The organism is Bradyrhizobium sp. AZCC 1693, from assembly GCF_036924745.1.
Classification (GTDB): domain Bacteria; phylum Pseudomonadota; class Alphaproteobacteria; order Rhizobiales; family Xanthobacteraceae; genus Bradyrhizobium.
The window spans coordinates 2,282,784-2,300,535 of record NZ_JAZHSD010000001.1 but is presented as its reverse complement, the minus strand read 5'-3'; the positions used below and the strand labels follow the sequence as shown (position 1 = coordinate 2,300,535).

Here is a 17,752-nt window from a genome sequence, read left to right as displayed (position 1 = left end):
GCGCGACCCGTTGGCGGACGATGACGACCGAATACGACCCCGCGTTCTCGCAGCGCATTGCGCCCGCTTGCCGGTTGCCTCGAAGCGCACAGCTCCGCAAAGGCAACGTCCAGAGTAGATGTCGCTCATGGCTCTCTCCCGCTCCTGCCTGTCATCACCGCCGCAACGATGGCCCCCGATAAAAAGGTGACCGCACCGATGATGGCGATCGCCCAGGCCATCCCGAATAAGTCGGCAATGATACCCGCCGATAGTGCGCCGATGGCGTAGCCGAGATCACGCCAGAAACGATAGACGCTGAGCGACCGGGCGCGCCATGTCGGATGTGAGGCGTCGGACACGGCCGCGATCAGGCTCGGGTACACCATCGCTGTTCCGAGTCCGAGGAGAAGACTGCCGACGAGCCACCATTCGAACTGGCGCGTCGCGGCGGTGAGGAACAGGCCGGCTGACTGGATCCACATGCCGGCGACGATCAGGCCCTTGCGGCCCCAGCGATCGCTGAGCCCGCCGGTGGCGATCTGCAGGACTCCCCATGTCGCTGGATAGACCGCCTTCAGAATGCCGATGCGTTCGAGGCCGAGTCCGAAGGAGGCGAAAAACAGCGGGAAGATGCCCCAGCTCATGCCGTCGTTGAGATTGTTGACGAGACCAGCTTGGGAGGCGGCGAACATGTTTCGATCGCGAAAGGAGGTGAGCGTAAAAACCTCGCCGAAGCTTATCGGCGCCGATTGCTGGGAATGTGCAGATGCCTCCAGCCGAACGTGGTCGCGTGTGTCGCGGACCAGCACAATGGACAGAATGGCCCCCAGGATCGCATAGCCGGCACCCAGATAGATCGGCACTGGTCGAAGACCGTATCGAGAGGCGAGATAACCAGTGAGGAACGCCGTGATGCCTACGGCGAGGTAGCCTGCAAACTCGTTGAGGCCGACGGCAAGGCCGCGCGACTTGGGCCCGACCAGATCAACCTTCATGATCACCGTCATCGACCAGGCAAGCCCCTGATTGATGCCGAGCAACGCATTGGCGGCAACGATCCAGCCCCAACTCGGGGCCCATACGATCATGAAAGGGACGGGCAAGCCGACAAGCCAGCCGAGGACGAGAACGTGCTTGCGGCCCCACGCATCGGCGAGTTGGCCGGAGACGAGATTTGAAAGGGCTTTGATGACGCCAAAGCTGACGATGAAGGACAAGACAATCGTCGTCGAAGCAATGCCGAACTCTTCCGACCCGATCAGCGGCACGACCGTTCGCTCGATCCCGACCATGCCGCCGACAAAGGCGTTAATCACGATCAGCAGCGCGAACTGCCGCCAGTTTTCCTTGAGCCCGAGCCTGACCGACGAGGTAGCTTGCGGAGCGGATGCGGCCTCGCTCACGGAATCAGGCCGCCACCGCCGGCAGGCCCGAATTGGCGGCCCTGATCTTCGCAGCTTCCGGCGGTGCCGGCGGAATCTCGGCGACCATGAAGCGCACAAACTCGGCTTCGTTCTCGATCATGAACGCCTGGTTGTGCTGCTTCTCGAAGCCGATTGTCGACCATGGCTTACCGCTCAGCCTGCGACCGCAGACAGAGCCGGCATACGCCCCGGGCAGCACCTCGACGTAATCAGGAAGCTTCTTCAAGGTGCTCACGCTGCGGAACAGTTGCTTTGCGCCTTCTTCCGCGCTCACGGCAAGTTCCGTGCGGCCGAGATCGCCGACCATGAGGGTATGGCCGGTCAAGACGAACCAGGGCTCATCCGCGCGGGTCCGATCCGTCACAAGAATGCTGATGTGCTCGGGCGTGTGTCCCGGCGTGTGCAGCACGGTGGCCAAGACGTTTCCAAGCGGAAGGACTTCTCCATCCCGCACGCCTCTGAATGGAAATGATACGCCTGCGTCCGTCGAGAGCACGTAGGCCGCGCCGGCCGCGTCGGCGAGAGCCCGGCCTGCCGAGATGTGGTCGGCATGGACATGCGTGTCGATGACGAAGTGAATTCGCATGCCGGCATTGTCGGCGGCCTGTAGATAGGGCTGAATATCACCAACCGGATCAACCACCGCTCCCGCGGCCTTGCCCCCGCAGCCGAAGAGATACGAGATACCGACGGGATCGCTGTGCAGGAATTGGCGTAGAATCATGGACTTGCACTCCTGTTTGAGAGCAGGTAAGTAACATTCAATCAATCTGCTGAATGGTATATCGAGGAATTGCCGTGTCAAGCACCGGACCGAAGCAGGCGATCTACGAGAACCTGGCCGAGGTGGCTCAGGCCTTGGGACATCCGCACCGGCTTGAGCTGTTGGAGCATCTCGCCCAGGGGATGCGCAGCGTCGAGGAGCTATCCGCCCGGGCGCATCTGACGTTTGCCAACACTTCCCGCCACCTGCAGATCCTCAGGCGGGCGCGCCTCGTCGAGACGGAGCGTCGCGGCAAGCACGTTCTCTACCGCCTGGCCGGCGACACCGAAGTGGTCGCGCTGATCAAAGCCCTGGGGCGTGTCGGTGAACGGAACATCGCTGAGATCGGCCGCGTCGTGGCCGACTACTTTCAGGCCCGCGACGCGCTCGAACCAGTGTCGCGAGACGATCTGGTCGCGAGATTGCGCGACGATCTGGTGACGGTGCTCGATGTCCGTCCCGAAGACGAGTTCGCGCTTGGTCACCTTCCGGGGGCGCTGAACATTCCGCTCGCCGAACTGGAGCGACGCCTGGGCGAACTTCCGAAAAGCCGTGAGGTGATTGCCTACTGCCGCGGGCCCTATTGCGTGCTTTCGTTCGAAGCCGTCGCAGCGCTCAGGGCGCGGGGCTATCGCGTCCGCCGGCTGGAGGACGGATACCCCGAATGGAAAGCCGCCGGCCTGCCGGTCGAAGCCGTCGCTTGAGATAAGCGGATATTGGCGATGGACGAGAAAACCGATCGTGCGGACCCCGCTTGGCCGTTAGTCGTCAGCAAGGACCACACAGCCCCCTCCGTGTTCCGGCCGGACGCTTTGCTGCGGGAAGCGCGCCGTCAGAAGGGATTGCCTCTCGTCGCCGTACCCGAAATCTGCGTGCTCGATCCGGACGGCGACGTCGTGCGCCACATCAAGAGGAAAGGAAGCGGGCGCACTCACGAAGGATGGGCCTGCTACCACACGGAACTCGTTGCCTTCGATCTCGACGACGTCGGGGAAGTCGGTATCGTGGGCTGCGCGGTCGGTGCCCCGTTCGCAGTCCTTGTGGCAGAACAGCTCTTTGCGTCGGGCTGCCGGCTGATCGTCAGCGTCACCTCCGCCGGACAAATCACTCCGATCGGTCCGACGCCATACTTCGTCCTGATCGATCGCGCCGTGCGCGACGAGGGAACGAGCCACCACTATCTGCCGCCAGCAACATTCGCCGAGGCACCGGATTCAGTGTTGCTCACTGACGCTGAACAGGAGCTCCGCGGACTCACGGGCATCTCGGTTCACCGTGGCCCGACCTGGACTACCGATGCGCCATACCGCGAGACCGAAGCCGCGATTGCGTCAGCGCGAGACTTGGGTGCGCTTGCCGTCGAGATGGAGGCTGCGGCGCTCTACGCATTCGCGAATGCGGCTCACCGGTCAATCATCTGTTTTGCGCATGTGACAAATGCGATGGCTCAGACTGAAGGAGACTTCGAGAAGGGTGAGGCAAACGGAACCACGGCAACGCTCGCGGTCGTTGCTGCTGCAATCCGAGCGTGGTCTGCTTCAGCTCGAAGACCGGACTTGGGTTGAAATGAACGGCTGCCGGAACCGGTAACGCCCCGCCGCAGTCCTTGACGTTCCCCCAATTCCTGTCCATATGTCCGGCAGTTGACACTTGGCCGAATCGCTGGGCGCTTTGCCTTGCCACTGACAGGCACGCACGTTTCAGACCCTTCTCCAAACATCGATCAACCGACGCCGGCGCCGATCCCTCGGGGCCTCGATCTTACGTGCACTGTCAGAAGGGGATATGTCTTTGCCTAACACAGCCGTGCAGCGCTCTAACAGGCAAGAGGGCGTTGGCTTCATTCAACCGCCCAGTGGCGGCGAGGACGTCCTCAACGCCCGGCGCTGGCAGCGCATTTTGAGCAACTACAGCACCCCAAGCCGGCTGCGCAGCGTTGCCGAACTGGCGATCACGGCTTTGCCGCTGGTGATGTTGTGGGCAGCGGCCTGGTTCACGTTCTCCCTTGGCCATGCCTGGGCGTCATTACTTATCGCGGTTCCGGCTGCCGGCTTTCTGGTGCGCCTGTTCATGATCCAGCACGACTGCGGTCACGGCACCTTTTTCGCCGGCCGTCTGGCGAATGACTGGGTCGGCCGCGTCATTGGCGTGCTCACGCTCACGCCCTACGACTGCTGGCGCCGCTCGCATGCGATTCATCATGCCACCACCGGCAACCTCGATCGCCGCGGCATCGGCGATCTCGATACGCTGACCGTGCGAGAATACCGGGCCCTTTCCTGGTGGGGTCGCCTGAAATACCGGCTTTACCGCCACCCGCTGATCATGTTCGGGGTCGGGCCAGCCTATCTGTTTCTGTTGCAACAGCGGCTCCCGGTCGGCCTGATGCGCAATGGCTGGCAGCCCTGGGCCAGTACGATGGCAACCAATCTCGCAATCGCCGTCATCGTCGCTACGCTCACGTGGTTTATCGGCATCAAGGCGTTCCTGCTCGTGCACCTTCCGATTACGCTGCTGGCCGGGACGGCCGGCGTATGGCTGTTCTACGTGCAGCACCAGTTCGAGCACACGATGTGGGACCGCAACGAGAGCTGGAACCTGCATCAAGCCGCGCTGCACGGCAGCTCGCACTATGAACTGCCGGCGCTGCTGCGCTGGTTCACGGCCAACATCGGCATTCATCACGTGCATCACCTCTCCAGCCGCATTCCCTATTACCGGCTGCCGCGCGTGCTGCACGACCACCCTGAACTGCGCGACGTCGGTCGCATCACGCTGCTGCAGAGCTTTCAGTGTGTACGGCTGGTGTTATGGGACGAGGCGCAGCGCCGCCTGGTGTCGTTCCGGGAAATCTGAGCTCCATCCGCCGCGCAGCGGCGTCAGCGTTGCCGCGTCCGCACGTCGACACCCATGGCGTCGAGCAGCCGGAACACCTGCTCGTCGGTGACGCGCACGCCCTTGAAATCGGCAAGCGTCAGCAGATTCAACCCGCTGACCTCGGCGCCGGTAAGATCAGCGCCGGCCAGGGTCGCGCCATGGAGGTTCGTCTGAAAAAGATCGCAGTTGGTGAGATCGGCGTCGGTCAGGTCGGCACTGGACAGGTCGGCTTCACGAAGCCGGCTGCCGGCCAGGCTGCAGGTCGGTAATTTCGTCTCGGCCAGGTCGGCCAGATCCATCTTGCAGTTATGGAAGCTCGCGCGTGTCTCGATTTGCTTGCGGCTGAGGGCGCGGCTGAAATCGACCTGGTTGAAGCGCACCCCGGTGAGGTTGCACTCGTCCATCTCGACGGCGAACAGCTCTGACCTTTCGAACGTCGCCAGCGCAAGGTCGCACCGGGAAAACCGGGCCCTTTGCAGATCGCTGAAGGCGAAAGTGCATCCCTTGCCGCCGCCGCCGGTGAACTGGCAGGTCTCGAACACCGCGCCTTTCAGCGCCGCATGCGAGACGCGGCATGAGTCGAACCGGCAATTGGTGAAGCGCGCGTCGGCGAAGGACGGATAGGAGAACTGCACCGCCTCAAAGAGGCAGTCGTCAAAGATCGCGCCGTCGCAATCAACCTCCGGCCAGTGGTCATCCCCGACATGCAGGGAGGTGATCGGCTTCGCCGCGGCGATCCGGTGGGCGAGTTCGTCGATGTTCATGCGATACCGTCCGGCTCAGACGTCGAGTGCGGACGATCCGGCACGACGGCAACGATACCTCCGATCGCGTCGGAGCCGCCACAACAATCAACAGGCTGCAATCCTCTTCAGCGCGTGGGGCGGGTTACGTTACGCTAAATCCGCCCACGCGCCGCGCCAATTCGCCCTACGGATTTGAGCATCGGCCAGCGCTGCCTTGTTGCAGTAGCGAAGCCCGGATCAATCCTATCGACGTGCCCGGTTCAGCCCTGCAGCCGGCAATTTTCGAAACCTCAGCCTTCCTGGGCGGCCTGGAGCTCAGGTCTTTTTGGCTTCGTTTCAAGTGGGGCCGGCGCTGCGATCTTGTCCCTCATTTCAGCACAGGTTTTGCGTACCTCCGCCATCACCAGCGAATAGTTCTCAATTTGCAGGAAGACGCGCCTGGCCTCCTTGCGGTATCGCTCCGCGGTTTCCTTGAGCTCCTCAATCACGACCAGCGCCTCGCGGCTCATGGCCTCGCATTGCTTGACGTTCTCGACCAGCTCAACGCCCAGCGCCTCGATGTCTTTCGCCGCGGCTTCATATTCGCGGACAACGGCTTCTGCCGACAGCCTGCCGATCTCCGTCGCCCCATCGCGATGCTCGACATAGTCGGGCATAGCGATGTCAGGCGCGCGTACGGAAGGCGGTGCGAAATCGCTCGGCTGGGATTCGCGATCCTGCTTTCGAAATTCTTCCTCGATCTCGCGTTCAAGATCGATCGCATCAAAGATCGGCGGCTTGGTCGACTGTGCCATGACAAATGCTCCTTGACTAAAAATATCAGCGGGCAGGCAAAATGCGACTAACGGTTAGTCGCTCCGGGGAACCACGCAACAGGAGCCCTTTGGTAAGCTTATTGTTTAAGGTTTATGTCCGCGCTACGGGTTAATTCCGGAACCGCAAGGGCGCCCGCCATCGCGGACAGGTTGAGTAACAGCCGCTCGACCCTGCATAATCTCCACCATCAATCGGAGGGAACAGCGATGCAATTGCGGGTCTTTGGGCGCACGGGGATGCGGCTCTCGGTGCTGGGCTTTGGCTGCGGCGCAGTCGGCGGATTGATGGTGCGCGGCGATGCTGCCGACCAGGAGCGGACCATCGGGCGGGCGATCGCCGCCGGCGTCAACTATTTCGACACAGCGGTGCAGTACGGCGATGGCCAATCGGAAAAGAACCTTGGCCGCGTCTTGCAAGCGCTAAAGCCGGCCAATGTCGCCGTCGGCACCAAGGTCCGGTTGCCGGCCAGCGAGACCGGCCGCATCGATGAGGCGGTCAGGATATCGCTCGAAGGCAGTCTGGCGCGGCTGCGCCTTGACCGGGTCGACATCCTTCATCTGCACAATCCGATTACGGAGAGCGGCGGCGGACCCTCGCTCAGCGTCCCGCAGGTGCTTGACGAATTGGTCCCGGCGTTCGAGCGCCTGCGTCAGCAGGGCAAGATTCGTTTCCTCGGGCTGACGGCGCTCGGCGATACGGCCGCACTGCATCGGGTGATCGATGCGCGCGTCTTCGACAGTGCGCAGGTCGTCTACAACATGCTCAACCCATCTGCGGCCTGCGAATTGCCGGCGCGCTATCCGGCGCAGGATTATGGACGGTTGTTCGACCACACCGAGGCCGCCGGTGTCGGCGTCGTGGGCATCCGCGTGCTGGCCGGCGGCGCGCTGTCGGGTTCAGCCGAGCGTCATCCGATCGCGGGTCCGGCGCCCGAGCCGATCGGTTCGGCGATGAGGTACGATGCCGATATCGATCGCGCGCGCCGCCTGATGCCGCTGATAGAGGAGGGGTTCGCCACCAGCCTGACCGAAGCCGCCACGCGGTTTGCGCTGTCTCATCCGGCGATGGGCACCATCCTGGTCGGCATGGCGACGCCGCAACAGTTCGAGGACGCACTCACTGCTGCCGAAAAAGGCCCGCTGCCGCAAGCCGCGCTCGATCGGTTGTCAGTACTGCGGCAGGCGTTCGCTGGCGAGGCACGATGATCAGGCGGATTAGCCGAAGGCGCAAGCTGGAGCTGGCGGGCGCACGTAAGAGCAATACGAGGGTGCCAGAGGAGATCGATCCCGCTCATCTTCGTGCCGTGCTGGAAGGGCTTACGCAAGCCAAGCGCCGCCAGTTCGCAACCGATGCCGAGGTCGAAGCCGCGTTCCGTCGCTTCGAGCAATGAAGCTCCGCTTCACGCCGCGTGCGGCTCGGGATATCGCCGAGATCCCCGACGATATCCGCGAACACAGTACGTAGATGGGTAGAGCGCAGCGAAACCCCCAACGATATTGATGGGTATCGCTTCGCTCCACCCATCCTACACGACGTCAGGGATAGCCCGCTCCCGCAATTTCCACATCGACCACGTCGATTCGCGAGGACGATTTGCGTTGCCGGAGTTCTTCGTAGGACGTTGCCGCACTCAAGCAGAACAGCGTCTTCCGTTCGGGCCCGCCAAGGACGCAGGCGAGGGCGCGGCGGCCGGGGACTTCTATTCGCTGCAACTCGCGCCCATCGGGGTTCAGGCGAATGAAGGCGTCTTCTTCGAAGGACGCGACCCACACGGCGCCTTGCTGGTCGAGGCAGATGCCATCCGGAGACTTCATGCTTCCGAAGCGGCCACGAAACTTCAAGTCACCGTTCGGCTCGATGTCATAATCGGCTAGGCAGGCGCCATCCATTTCGGCCACGATGAGCCGGCTGTTGTCGGCCGAGACCGCAATGCCGTTGGGAAACCGCAATCCTTCGGCGACCACGCGTGCCGCGCCGTCCGGCATCACGAGAATGATGCGGCCGGGCGCGCCGCGATCTGGCGGCGGCGGCATATCGAAGCCGAGATCGCCGACATAGGCGCGCCCCAGCCCGTCGACGATCATGTCGTCGATCGTGCCGGTGGCGGTCCCCGACAGGTCGGCACAGAGCGAAAGCCGGCCGTCCGCATAGGTCATCAGGCGTTTGCGATACATGGTCAGGACGACAAGCCGTCCGTCCGGCAGGATGCCGACGCCGCAGGGCGTGTCGTCGTCGAATTTCGCATGCTGCTCGCGCTCGCCGGAGGGAGAAAGGCTGAGCAGTGTCCGTTCCATGCAGTCGACGAACCAGAGCCGGCCGGCATGCCAGCGCGGCCCCTCGAAATAGCGTCCGCCATCAAGTACGCATCGCAGCGTCATCGGCTACAGCGTCACCACGATCTTGCCGAGATGCTTGTTGGCTTCCATGTGCTCGAACGCTTTGCCGATCTCGGCGAACGGATAAACCTTGTCGATCGGCAGTTGCAGTTTTCGCGATTCCACTGCGCCCCAGATGTCCTTGCGGACCTCGTCAAAAATCTCGCGGATCTCTTCGATGGTGCGGGTGCGGAAGGTGACGCCGATATAGGTGATGCGACGGGCGGCGTGCAGGTCGAAATTGAAATCGGCGTGGGTGCCGCCGAGCCGGCCGACATTGACGATGCGGCCCTTGACCTTGGTCGCGGCGAGGTTCTGGTTGGCGACCTTGCCGGAAACCTGGTCGACGATCAGGTCGACGCCTTCGCCGTTGGTTGCCTTCAGGACCTGGTCGACCCAGCCGGGATCGCTGGAATCGATCGCGAGATCGGCGCCGAACTCCTTCAGCCGCCCGCGGCGCATCGCATCCGTCGAGGAGCCGATGACGAGTTTTGCGCCCTTGAATTTTGCGATCTGCATCGCCATCAAGCCGACACCGGAGCTGGCGCCCTGGATCAGGACGGTCTGGCCTTTTCGCAGCGCGCCGTTGGTCACCACCGCGTTGTGCATGGTGGCGAGCGCGACGGGGAGGGTAGCGGCTTCCTCAAAGTTCATGTTCGAGGGCGCGCGGAACAACCGGCCATGGTCGGCCAGCGTATATTCGGCAAACGCCGCGCCGCCCGAGCCCATGATCTTGTCGCCGACCTTGACGCCTTTGGCGTCGGGGCCGAGCTCGGCGACTTCGCCCGCCCATTCCATGCCGAGCACGGTGCCGACGCCGCCGGCCGCGCCATGCGCATGGCCCTTGGTCATGCCGAGATCGGCGCGGTTGAGGCCGCAGGCATGGACCTTGACCAGCACCTGCGTGCCCTTCGGCGAAGGTTTTGCGACCTCGGCGATTTCGGCGCCGTTGGCGCCGTAGACATAGGCTTTCATGGGCTCTTCTCTGGTTCTAATGCCCGTTGCATGGCTCAGGCATTTCGCGTTGTTGAATGGCTTCGACGATGTGTCACGGTTGACGCGCATCGATTAGATGCTTGCGAAAGAACGCCAGAATACTCGCGTTCCACTCTTTATGGAAAGCGACGCGGTCGAAGCCCGACCGGTCTGTGCAAATCTTCGGTAGGCGCTTCGCGGTATCCTGAGGACAAGGCGACAGGAAAGCAAAATGTCCGGCATTTCGGACAATATGGTAGTCCGCCTTGATCGGCAGTTCTTGATCAATCGCCGTGAAGTAGTCGGGCCGGATCTCAGTTATCTTGTCTTCGCCACTGAGCTCCGAGGCCCAGAGCTGAATCGGTATCCTCACATCTTTCAATCCGTTCCGATCGAACAACGGACCGAAAGCCGGATCGGCGATGACCATGGCCCTTACGCGAGGGTCATGGACGGGCATCTGTGTCGGAATCTCATTCCTTTGCAGTTCCTCGCAACTTGGCTTGCGATTTCCCTCCGGGCAGAATGCCGTGGCCTTGCGGATGTCTGGATTGGCTCCGGCGATGACGAGGCCGGTGTAGCCGCCCCGCGAAAAGCCGAAGAAACCAATCCTGTCGGGATCGAGCCTGGCGCGGTCCGACCACTCGCCGAGCATGTAGTCGATCACTCTCTTGATGTCGGCGGGGCGCTCGATCAGGGCAGCAAGAGTATCTGCACGGGCCATATCGCCTGCACCGGTATCGACCGGATGATTGATGCCGACCACGACGAAGCCTGCATCCGCGAGGATCTCGGTCGTATCGTGGTTTCCGGTAAAGCCTCCTCCGAAACCGTGCGACGTGACGATGATCGGCAGCTTCTCTCCGGAGACAGGGCAGTCCATCGTCCCGGGCAGAACGGTACTGCCGAGTTTCACTTCGCCCGCGGCTGCACTGCAAGGAGACCATACTGCTATCTGCAGCGTCGGGGCTCCGTCGGATCGCACCTTGATGAGCCGGAGGCCCGCTGCATGGGTGAGCGTGGCCGTCAAGCAGAGGGCGACCGCAAGGGCGAATCTGAAAAGTCGCATGCTCACTCCCATCAGAAACTATCGGGCCTGAGGAAGGTCGGCTGCGGCCGCCGCCTATTCGGCGGCCTGCCGCTGCGCGCCCGACATCATGCCTTCGAGCCGGCTGCGGATGATCGCTTCCGCCTCGCGCATGATGCGCGACACCAGTTCGGCGCAGGTCGGAATATCGTGGATCAGGCCCTGGACCTGGCCGGCCGACCAGATGCCTTCATCGGCATCGCCGGTCGCGTAGACCATCTTGCCGCGGGCGCCGGCGACGAGCTCGCGCACGTCCTCGAATTTTGCGCCTTCCTTCTCCATCGCGACGACCTTGGTCGAGATCGTGTTCCTGGCGACGCGCGAGGTGTTGCGCATGGTGCGGAAGATCAGCTCGGTCTCGCGCTCGTCGTTCGCAACGATGCGCTCCTTCACGAGCTGATGGATCGGGCTTTCCTTGGTGCACATGAAGCGCGTGCCCATGTTGATGCCCTCGGCGCCGAGCGCGAGCGCTGCGACAAGGCCGCGGCCGTCGCCGAACCCGCCTGAGGCGATCATCGGAATCTTGATCTTGTCGGCGGCCGCCGGGATCAGGATCAGGCCGGGCGTGTCATCCTCGCCGGGATGGCCGGCGCATTCAAAGCCGTCGATCGAGAGCGCATCGACGCCCATCCGCTCCGCCGATAGCCCATGACGGACGCTGGTGCATTTGTGGATGATCTTGATGCCGTGCTTCTTGAATTCGGTGACGTGTTCCTGCGGCTTGTTGCCGGCGGTCTCCACGATCTTGATGCCGGCCTCGATGATGGCCTGACGGTATTCGGCGTAAGGAGGCGGCTTGATCGCGGGCAGGATGGTGAGGTTGACGCCGAACGGCTTGTCGGTCATGTCGCGGCAGCGCGCGATTTCGCGTGTCAGATCCTCCGGCGTCGGCTGCGTCAGCGCCGTGATCAGCCCGAGTGCGCCGGCATTGGCGACCGCCGCGACCAGCTCGGCGCGTCCGACCCACTGCATGCCGCCCTGGACGATCGGGTGCTCAACGCCAACCAGCTCGGTGAATCGCGTCTTCATGTCTGCCCTCTATGTTTCCATGCGCATTTTCCATTTGGAAAATGCGCTTCCCTATATGGCGCCGCGGGAGGCCGCGCACGTCATTTTGTGAGATTTCGGAGAACAGGATGCCGTCACCCCCCGTAAAAGTCTACGGGGGGCGGGTGTTGGTCAGGGCAACGCCATCATGCAAAAGCGAGGACTTGTTCCGCAGTGCGAACAATTCCGCATGGAGTCCGGCATTTCCGGGATCGCGCGCTGACCGGATGTGCTCCGGACACGCCAGAATCGATGCCGGCCGAGGCTCCGGTCTCTGTCGTCGGTTATCGAATATCCGAGCCGCGTTTGGGTGCTCGAAGTGCGTATAGTCTTTGGTAGATCATCGACTCCGGTATCCAATCAAGCAAGGTGTATCCAAGGGGCAGCTTGATCAGGCCAGCGATAATTCTGGATGAAGGCGGATACCAATAAACCGACAGGTTATAAAATTTAAGGGGAATGAACCCCAAAGTCGTAAACTCGTGCATCAATCGCTTATGACTGAAGTGTCTTCTGTAGTCCACAATTGGACCCGAGAGCAGAAGTATCTTGCCAGGGTGCTCTTTGGCAACTTTCTCCAGGAACGCTCCCTGCTCTTGAAAGGACAGATAGTAGACGCATTCGAGGGCCGCGATCACGTCGTAACCTTCAAATGACGCTTGTAAAAAATCAGCGCATTCAAATCGGGCATTTGGCAGGTTCAGCGATTTAGCGCGAGCAATCGCTACATCGCTTATGTCGATGCCAACCACGGATCGTGCTTTGTTAAAAGTTGTTTGGGTCAAGTGGCCTTCACCACAACCCAGCTCAAGAACGGATTTGTCCCGGATGAACGGCTTCAGGCGTCGGCGCAAGACTTTATCCCTGAATTGCGCGTGGGAAATATGCCAGGGGTCAGGAGTTGCGTAATAGAGATTGAAATCTGCGGCCGTTCGCATTGCTGGTTTCCGCATTGCGCCTGGTTGGAAAACAAGAGTTCTTCGCGGTCTCCCAAAACTGATCATCTGTGCCGCGCAGGCGCGATTCCGGCGCTTCGAGACTGTCCTTTGGGGCAACGCCTATTGCATTTTCACCCTTTCGCGCCATCGCGCTTCGAAACTGTCAGGACCTTCCAGTGCTCGGGCTTGCGCGTCTAATGGATCGCCAGGCTTCTCTATGACAACGCTTGTAACTTCTCTGTTGGAAACGGGTTGCGCGGATGCCTCCTTGGGCCATTCCAACAACGATTTCGAAAGCATGGGCTTGCCTTCATACCAGCACTTTCGCCCATCGATCAGACGATAGGACCACCAACGACCGTGCGGATTTGATGGCGCTGCGGCACTGCATTGTTGTTTGGCCTGCGCGTTTGGCGTCCCAACTGGTAATAGCGTAGCAATCCAGGCGGCCAAGGCGATTGCTGGCAGTTTCCTCACTTGCGCACTGAGAGGTTGCTCTGTTGCTGCAAGCGGCTCACAGCAACCACCAAATCGGGGCGTTCGAGAACTTCGACGAGCTTGTCGAGGATATGCTCATTGTTCTGCGGCCGCGGCCGAAGGTATTCTTCCAGTATGAGTTGCGCTTCGTTAATCGCCTGAAGAGCCAATTGTTGATCAGTCATCTCTTCTTCCCCTCCAAAGAAATGCCCTCCAAGGAAATGCCCTCCAAAGAAACGCCGTCCGACCGGGAAAAAGAAGCAAGAAATCAAGCCGCCTTTTGGGAGATGTCCCCGCTTTTTTTGGATTGTTCCATCAATTTTTATTTCAATGTTGAGGCCCAGCGCCCGATCGCGGCGCTTCCGGGTTCCACACTGCTTCCGAAGTTCCTTTGGCATCTTCGAATGGCCGCCGCGCCCGGGTGGACACGCCCGGGAGTCGAAGCGCTCGATCTCGGACGGACTCACTGGTTGATGCCGAACGTCGGCACGTTGGCCAAGGATGGCAACAGCTACGTATTCGCAGCCAAGGGGCAATCGTGCGAGCGTGTCGCCTTCGTTTCCACGAAGGGCGCCCGACGTGCTTGCTAACATGCCAAAATCGACTGACCCGAAGCGGGACATGAAGCGGGACAGATGGGCGCTTGCTTGCACTGATGGCAACGCACTTCACGGTAAACTGAGACCCTACCACCGGGCCTTGTGCTAATCTGGCTAGGGTGGGTTCTGCGTGTGTGCGGTCCAGCATGCCAAACGGACCAAGAGGGCGATGCATCTTCTTCACCGAGCGTGGTCGGCTGATTGCGCTGGCCGTCGCGGTGGGGTTGGTGCTTGGCATGGCCGGACCAACCTCTGCACAGTTTTTTAATTTCGGCGGATATCAGCAGCGGCCGCAACCACAACGCGGTGGAGGCTGGTTCGGCAACGAACAACGCGGCGGCGGCTGGTTTGGTAACGACACGTTTGCGCCGTACCAGGAGCACGCGCCGCAGCCTCGCTGGAATGGGCGGCAAACGCCACCGGCGGTGCGCGAGGATTTTTCAAAGGCGCCGCCGCCCGAGAAACGCAACACTGTGCCGGAGCGCCACATTCTTGTGCTCGGTGACGCCATGGCGGACTGGCTCGCCTATGGGCTTGAGAACGTCTATGCCGATCAGCCTGACACGGGTGTGATCCGCAAACACAAGACAGTCTCTGGCCTGATCAAGTATCAACCGAAGGGCAATCCAGCCGATTGGGCCGCCGCCGCCAAGGGCATTCTCGCCACCGAAAAAGCGGACGCCATTGTCGTTATGCTCGGGCTTGATGACCGCGTCGCAATCCGCGAGCCGGCAGCCGATAAATCCGACAGCAAGCCGGGGGACAAGAAAGACGCCAAGGCCAAACCAGATGGCAAGTCTTCGGGCGAAAAACCCGCGGCGAAGCCGGATGGCGCAACCACGGTGGCGGATCCCGAATCGCCGCCAGACGATGCCGCCGACAGCAGTAATGCGCGGCCGGCCACAGGACAGGAGAGGAGCGCGGGCTCGCCGAGCGGTCTCCATGAGTTTCGCGAGAAACGCTGGGTGGAACTCTACAGAGAAAAGATCGAGGAGATGATCGGCGTACTCAAGTCCAAGGGCGTGCCGGTGCTTTGGGTCGGTCTGCCGGTGGTACGAGGCCCCAAGGCGACCGCCGACACGGCGTTTCTGGATACGCTCTATCGCGATGCGGCCGGCAAGGCCGGCATCACCTATGTCGATGTCTGGGACGGATTTGTCGATGAAGCCGGGAGCTTTTTACAGCAAGGTCCCGATTTCGAAGGGCAGATCCGCCGGCTGCGCTCCTCAGACGGCGTGTACTTCACCAAGGCCGGTGCGCTCAAGCTCGCGCATTATGCCGAACGCGAAATCAACCGGCTGCTGGCTGCGCGTTCCGGGCCGATCGTGCTGCCGACCGAACCGGCAACGCCCGACGCCAGCGCGCGGCCGGATCAGCCGGCGCCGCGTCCGCTGGCCGGGCCGATCGTACCCTTGATGGCCTCCTCTTTCAGCGCGGATCAATTGCTCGGCGGTCCGGGGTCGCGGCCGGTGACGATGGATGCGCAAGCAGCCCGGGTCTTGATCACCGGTGAGCCCTTGTCGGCGCCAGCCGGTCGCGCCGACGATTTTGCCTGGCCGCGACGCGAAATTGGACGCGAAGGGGCCAAGGGTGAGACGCCAGTGGCATCAACATCGCTCGATGCCAACGCACGCGCGCCGGCGGTGTCGCTAAAGCCGAAAAAGCAGCGCCGCTAGAGCCCCTTGTATCAATCAGAACCGATAAGGCCCTATGTCACTGCGATTGGAGCACCTCGCGGCGCGCCGGACCCGGCCGCCGTGATGCTCTCATTCAGTTTCTGATTGACGATCTGGACCGTATGGTCGATTTCGGCATTGGGTACGCCAAGCTGATGCGAAATCAGCTTCACCAGCAGGTCGACGCGTTCGATGGAAGGCGCGCCACCAGCGACCGCCCGGGCCGCCGAAGAGGGCCTGAGAAGGCTTTCCGCCGCTTTGGCGTATTTCTCGAAAGGTACCTGATCCGTGGGATCAGCGCCCAGACGCTGGGCGATGGCGTCGACATGGTCATAGATCGACTGCGAGAGATTGATATCGCCGTGCACCGCGTCGCGAATCGATTGCGGCTCTTGCGGCGTGATGCAGCGGTAATTGCCGGTCAACAGCATCGACCATTTGGCCAGAGGGACGAACATCGAATCGAACACTTTGAGCTTCACCGGAACGTCCTGGCCGTCCAGCCTCACCGCATCGATGTCGGCTTCCAACTCCCGCAGCAGCAAGTTATGTTTCTCGTCCGCAAATGACGCGGCCTTGAAGTTTGTCGGCAGGCCTACATGAAGAACATTCGCCGCCTCTTCCGGTGGACGGAAGGCCTGCGGATCAGGGGAGCAGAGCGACACCAGGCCCGGCTCGAACCGTTCCCATACCGCGGCGTTGGTATAGGCCTCCTCCAACTCCATGTTCGTAAGGGCCGGGATCCGTCTGAGATAGGGCAAGGGCGGCATGTTCATGATCGAAAGGCAAGGCAGCTTCGCCTCGGCGATCTTGATCATCAGAGCCTGGATCGCGTGGTCGGCGTATTGCGGTTCCTGCATCGCAAGACCAACCAGATCATAGCGGGAAGGATCGACGCCGGCGGGCTCGACCGCGTCCAGGATCCCAGGCAGGTCGCGCGAGAAGATCGGCCGGTGGGCCGCCTCGTCGCGCAGTTTGATGCGAACTTCGGTGCCGTCGCGATTGATGAGTTCTGCCGTCTGCTTCCGGCAAACCAGGGTCACGTTGTGACCCGCCATCAAAAGCTTTGTCGCCAGCAACGAGCCATACGATGCCCCAAGGATCAGAATGTTACGCGCCATGCGCCCTCCCACAGATGATGTTTTCCGGCGCCACTACTCGGGCGCAGATTTGCGAGCGCCTGCTTGCGACAGGAGTTAAGCCGAATATTGCGGTGCGATGCCGTCTTCCCCGGGAGTGCAACCCCAAAAATGCCGGCGCAGTTCGAAGCGACCGGTCAAGCCGACGCGGCCAACTGGAAGGGCGTCGCTTCGTCGTCAAACGCGTTTGAGATGTCGCGAATGCTGATGACGCCGATCAGGCTGTAATTGTCGATCACCGGTACGTGGCGAATGTGATGCTTGCTCATGAGGTGACGGACATGCTCGAGCGTATCCGTCGACGTGCAGGAGACGAGCTGCTGCACTGAAATGAACTGCGAAACGCGCATGTTGATGCCGGCTGCGCCGTGTTCGGCAATCGCGCGCACCACGTCGCGCTCGGTGAACATGCCGACCGCCGTGTTGCCTTCGGTGCGGACGACATCCTTGACGACCAGCGCTGAGATATTGCTGGAACGCATCAGTTGCGCGGCAATGGCGACGGTCTCGTTCATGCGAACCGTTGCGACACGGGCGGCTTTCTTGCGCAGGATATCTCCGACTTGCATGGCAACCTCCTTGGATGAACTATTGGATCAAGTCTGGTATACATAATGCCAATTGTCAACACGCTTGAGTGTGGAAATCTTTCGCCGGGATGAAGATAAATAGGCAGCATTACTGACGCTTATTGAAGCGCTGCATTCCGATCCGAGGAGGGAGGGGGCGTACCTGGAGCGGTCCGAAAAGCGATCTGGTATACCAGAAACCGTCCAGGCAAAAGAAAACGCGCCCATCCCGGAGGATGAGCGCGCTTCGTTTGAACAACCG

18 protein-coding genes are annotated in these 17,752 nt (G+C 61.5%); 7 read left to right on the top strand and 11 right to left on the bottom strand.

The window, feature by feature from the left end; all coding sequences use genetic code 11:
- Positions 1–125: 125 nt before the first annotated feature.
- On the bottom strand, positions 126–1,385 hold the full coding sequence (locus V1293_RS11255) for an MFS transporter (RefSeq protein WP_334509402.1): 1,260 nt from the start codon (positions 1,383–1,385) through the stop codon (positions 126–128).
- Positions 1,386–1,389: 4 nt separating this feature from the next.
- Positions 1,390–2,175 carry an MBL fold metallo-hydrolase gene (locus V1293_RS11250; protein ID WP_334509400.1) on the bottom strand — a complete coding sequence of 262 codons (786 nt, stop codon included), beginning with the start codon at positions 2,173–2,175 and terminating at the stop codon, positions 1,390–1,392.
- A 29-nt stretch (positions 2,176–2,204) separates the two neighbouring features.
- On the opposite strand from V1293_RS11250, the gene V1293_RS11245 reads away from it, so the two are divergent.
- The 3 genes from V1293_RS11245 to V1293_RS11235 all read left to right on the top strand — a co-directional run bounded on the left by V1293_RS11245 (position 2,205) and on the right by V1293_RS11235 (position 5,025).
- Positions 2,205–2,873 carry an ArsR/SmtB family transcription factor gene (locus tag V1293_RS11245; RefSeq protein ID WP_334509398.1) on the top strand — a complete coding sequence of 223 codons (669 nt, stop codon included), beginning with the start codon at positions 2,205–2,207 and terminating at the stop codon, positions 2,871–2,873.
- 18 nt (positions 2,874–2,891) lie between these two features.
- Positions 2,892–3,734, top strand: a complete 843-nt coding sequence (locus V1293_RS11240) for a nucleoside phosphorylase (RefSeq protein WP_334509397.1) — start codon at positions 2,892–2,894, stop codon at positions 3,732–3,734.
- 277 nt (positions 3,735–4,011) lie between these two features.
- Complete coding sequence (locus V1293_RS11235; protein ID WP_334516697.1) at positions 4,012–5,025, top strand: fatty acid desaturase; 1,014 nt, start codon at positions 4,012–4,014, stop codon at positions 5,023–5,025.
- A gap of 23 nt (positions 5,026–5,048) precedes the next feature.
- Here V1293_RS11235 and V1293_RS11230 read toward each other — a convergent pair whose 3' ends face one another.
- Positions 5,049–5,810, bottom strand: coding sequence for a pentapeptide repeat-containing protein (locus V1293_RS11230; protein WP_334509396.1), 762 nt, complete (start codon positions 5,808–5,810; stop codon positions 5,049–5,051).
- A gap of 272 nt (positions 5,811–6,082) precedes the next feature.
- Positions 6,083–6,448, bottom strand: coding sequence for a hypothetical protein (locus tag V1293_RS11225; RefSeq protein WP_334509395.1), 366 nt, complete (start codon positions 6,446–6,448; stop codon positions 6,083–6,085).
- 366 nt (positions 6,449–6,814) lie between these two features.
- On the opposite strand from V1293_RS11225, the gene V1293_RS11220 reads away from it, so the two are divergent.
- Positions 6,815–7,813: an aldo/keto reductase gene (locus V1293_RS11220; protein WP_334509393.1), complete on the top strand. Its 999-nt coding sequence runs from the start codon at positions 6,815–6,817 to the stop codon at positions 7,811–7,813.
- Positions 7,810–7,998 (top strand): hypothetical protein, encoded by a 189-nt coding sequence (locus V1293_RS11215; protein WP_334509392.1) that lies wholly within the window; start codon positions 7,810–7,812, stop codon positions 7,996–7,998. Before V1293_RS11220 ends, V1293_RS11215 begins: the two co-directional genes overlap by 4 nt.
- A 145-nt stretch (positions 7,999–8,143) precedes the next feature.
- On the opposite strand, the gene V1293_RS11210 is transcribed toward V1293_RS11215, so the two are convergent.
- The 5 genes from V1293_RS11210 to V1293_RS11190 form a co-directional block, all read right to left on the bottom strand.
- Complete coding sequence (locus V1293_RS11210; RefSeq protein ID WP_334509391.1) at positions 8,144–8,986, bottom strand: SMP-30/gluconolactonase/LRE family protein; 843 nt, start codon at positions 8,984–8,986, stop codon at positions 8,144–8,146.
- A 3-nt stretch (positions 8,987–8,989) separates the two neighbouring features.
- A complete protein-coding gene (locus V1293_RS11205) occupies positions 8,990–9,958 on the bottom strand; it encodes a zinc-binding dehydrogenase (protein WP_334509390.1) in 969 nt (322 codons plus the stop codon).
- A gap of 73 nt (positions 9,959–10,031) precedes the next feature.
- Entirely contained in the window at positions 10,032–11,027 is a 996-nt protein-coding gene (locus V1293_RS11200; RefSeq protein WP_334509389.1) for an alpha/beta hydrolase family protein, read from the bottom strand.
- Positions 11,028–11,081: 54 nt separating this feature from the next.
- Positions 11,082–12,074 carry an NAD(P)H-dependent flavin oxidoreductase gene (locus V1293_RS11195; protein WP_334509387.1) on the bottom strand — a complete coding sequence of 331 codons (993 nt, stop codon included), beginning with the start codon at positions 12,072–12,074 and terminating at the stop codon, positions 11,082–11,084.
- Between the two features lie 302 nt (positions 12,075–12,376).
- Positions 12,377–13,030 (bottom strand): class I SAM-dependent methyltransferase, encoded by a 654-nt coding sequence (locus tag V1293_RS11190; protein WP_334509385.1) that lies wholly within the window; start codon positions 13,028–13,030, stop codon positions 12,377–12,379.
- Positions 13,031–13,530: 500 nt separating this feature from the next.
- On the opposite strand from V1293_RS11190, the gene V1293_RS11185 reads away from it, so the two are divergent.
- Complete coding sequence (locus tag V1293_RS11185; protein ID WP_334509382.1) at positions 13,531–14,097, top strand: hypothetical protein; 567 nt, start codon at positions 13,531–13,533, stop codon at positions 14,095–14,097.
- Positions 14,098–14,342: 245 nt separating this feature from the next.
- The gene (locus V1293_RS11180; protein ID WP_334509380.1) at positions 14,343–15,782 is read left to right on the top strand and encodes an SGNH/GDSL hydrolase family protein; all 1,440 of its coding nucleotides are present in this window, start codon (positions 14,343–14,345) and stop codon (positions 15,780–15,782) included.
- 32 nt (positions 15,783–15,814) lie between these two features.
- Here V1293_RS11180 and V1293_RS11175 read toward each other — a convergent pair whose 3' ends face one another.
- Both V1293_RS11175 and V1293_RS11170 read right to left on the bottom strand, forming a co-directional pair.
- The gene (locus V1293_RS11175) at positions 15,815–16,903 is read right to left on the bottom strand and encodes a ketopantoate reductase family protein (protein WP_334509378.1); all 1,089 of its coding nucleotides are present in this window, start codon (positions 16,901–16,903) and stop codon (positions 15,815–15,817) included.
- Positions 16,904–17,058: 155 nt separating this feature from the next.
- Positions 17,059–17,490, bottom strand: coding sequence for a CBS domain-containing protein (locus V1293_RS11170; protein ID WP_334509375.1), 432 nt, complete (start codon positions 17,488–17,490; stop codon positions 17,059–17,061).
- Positions 17,491–17,752: the final 262 nt, after the last annotated feature.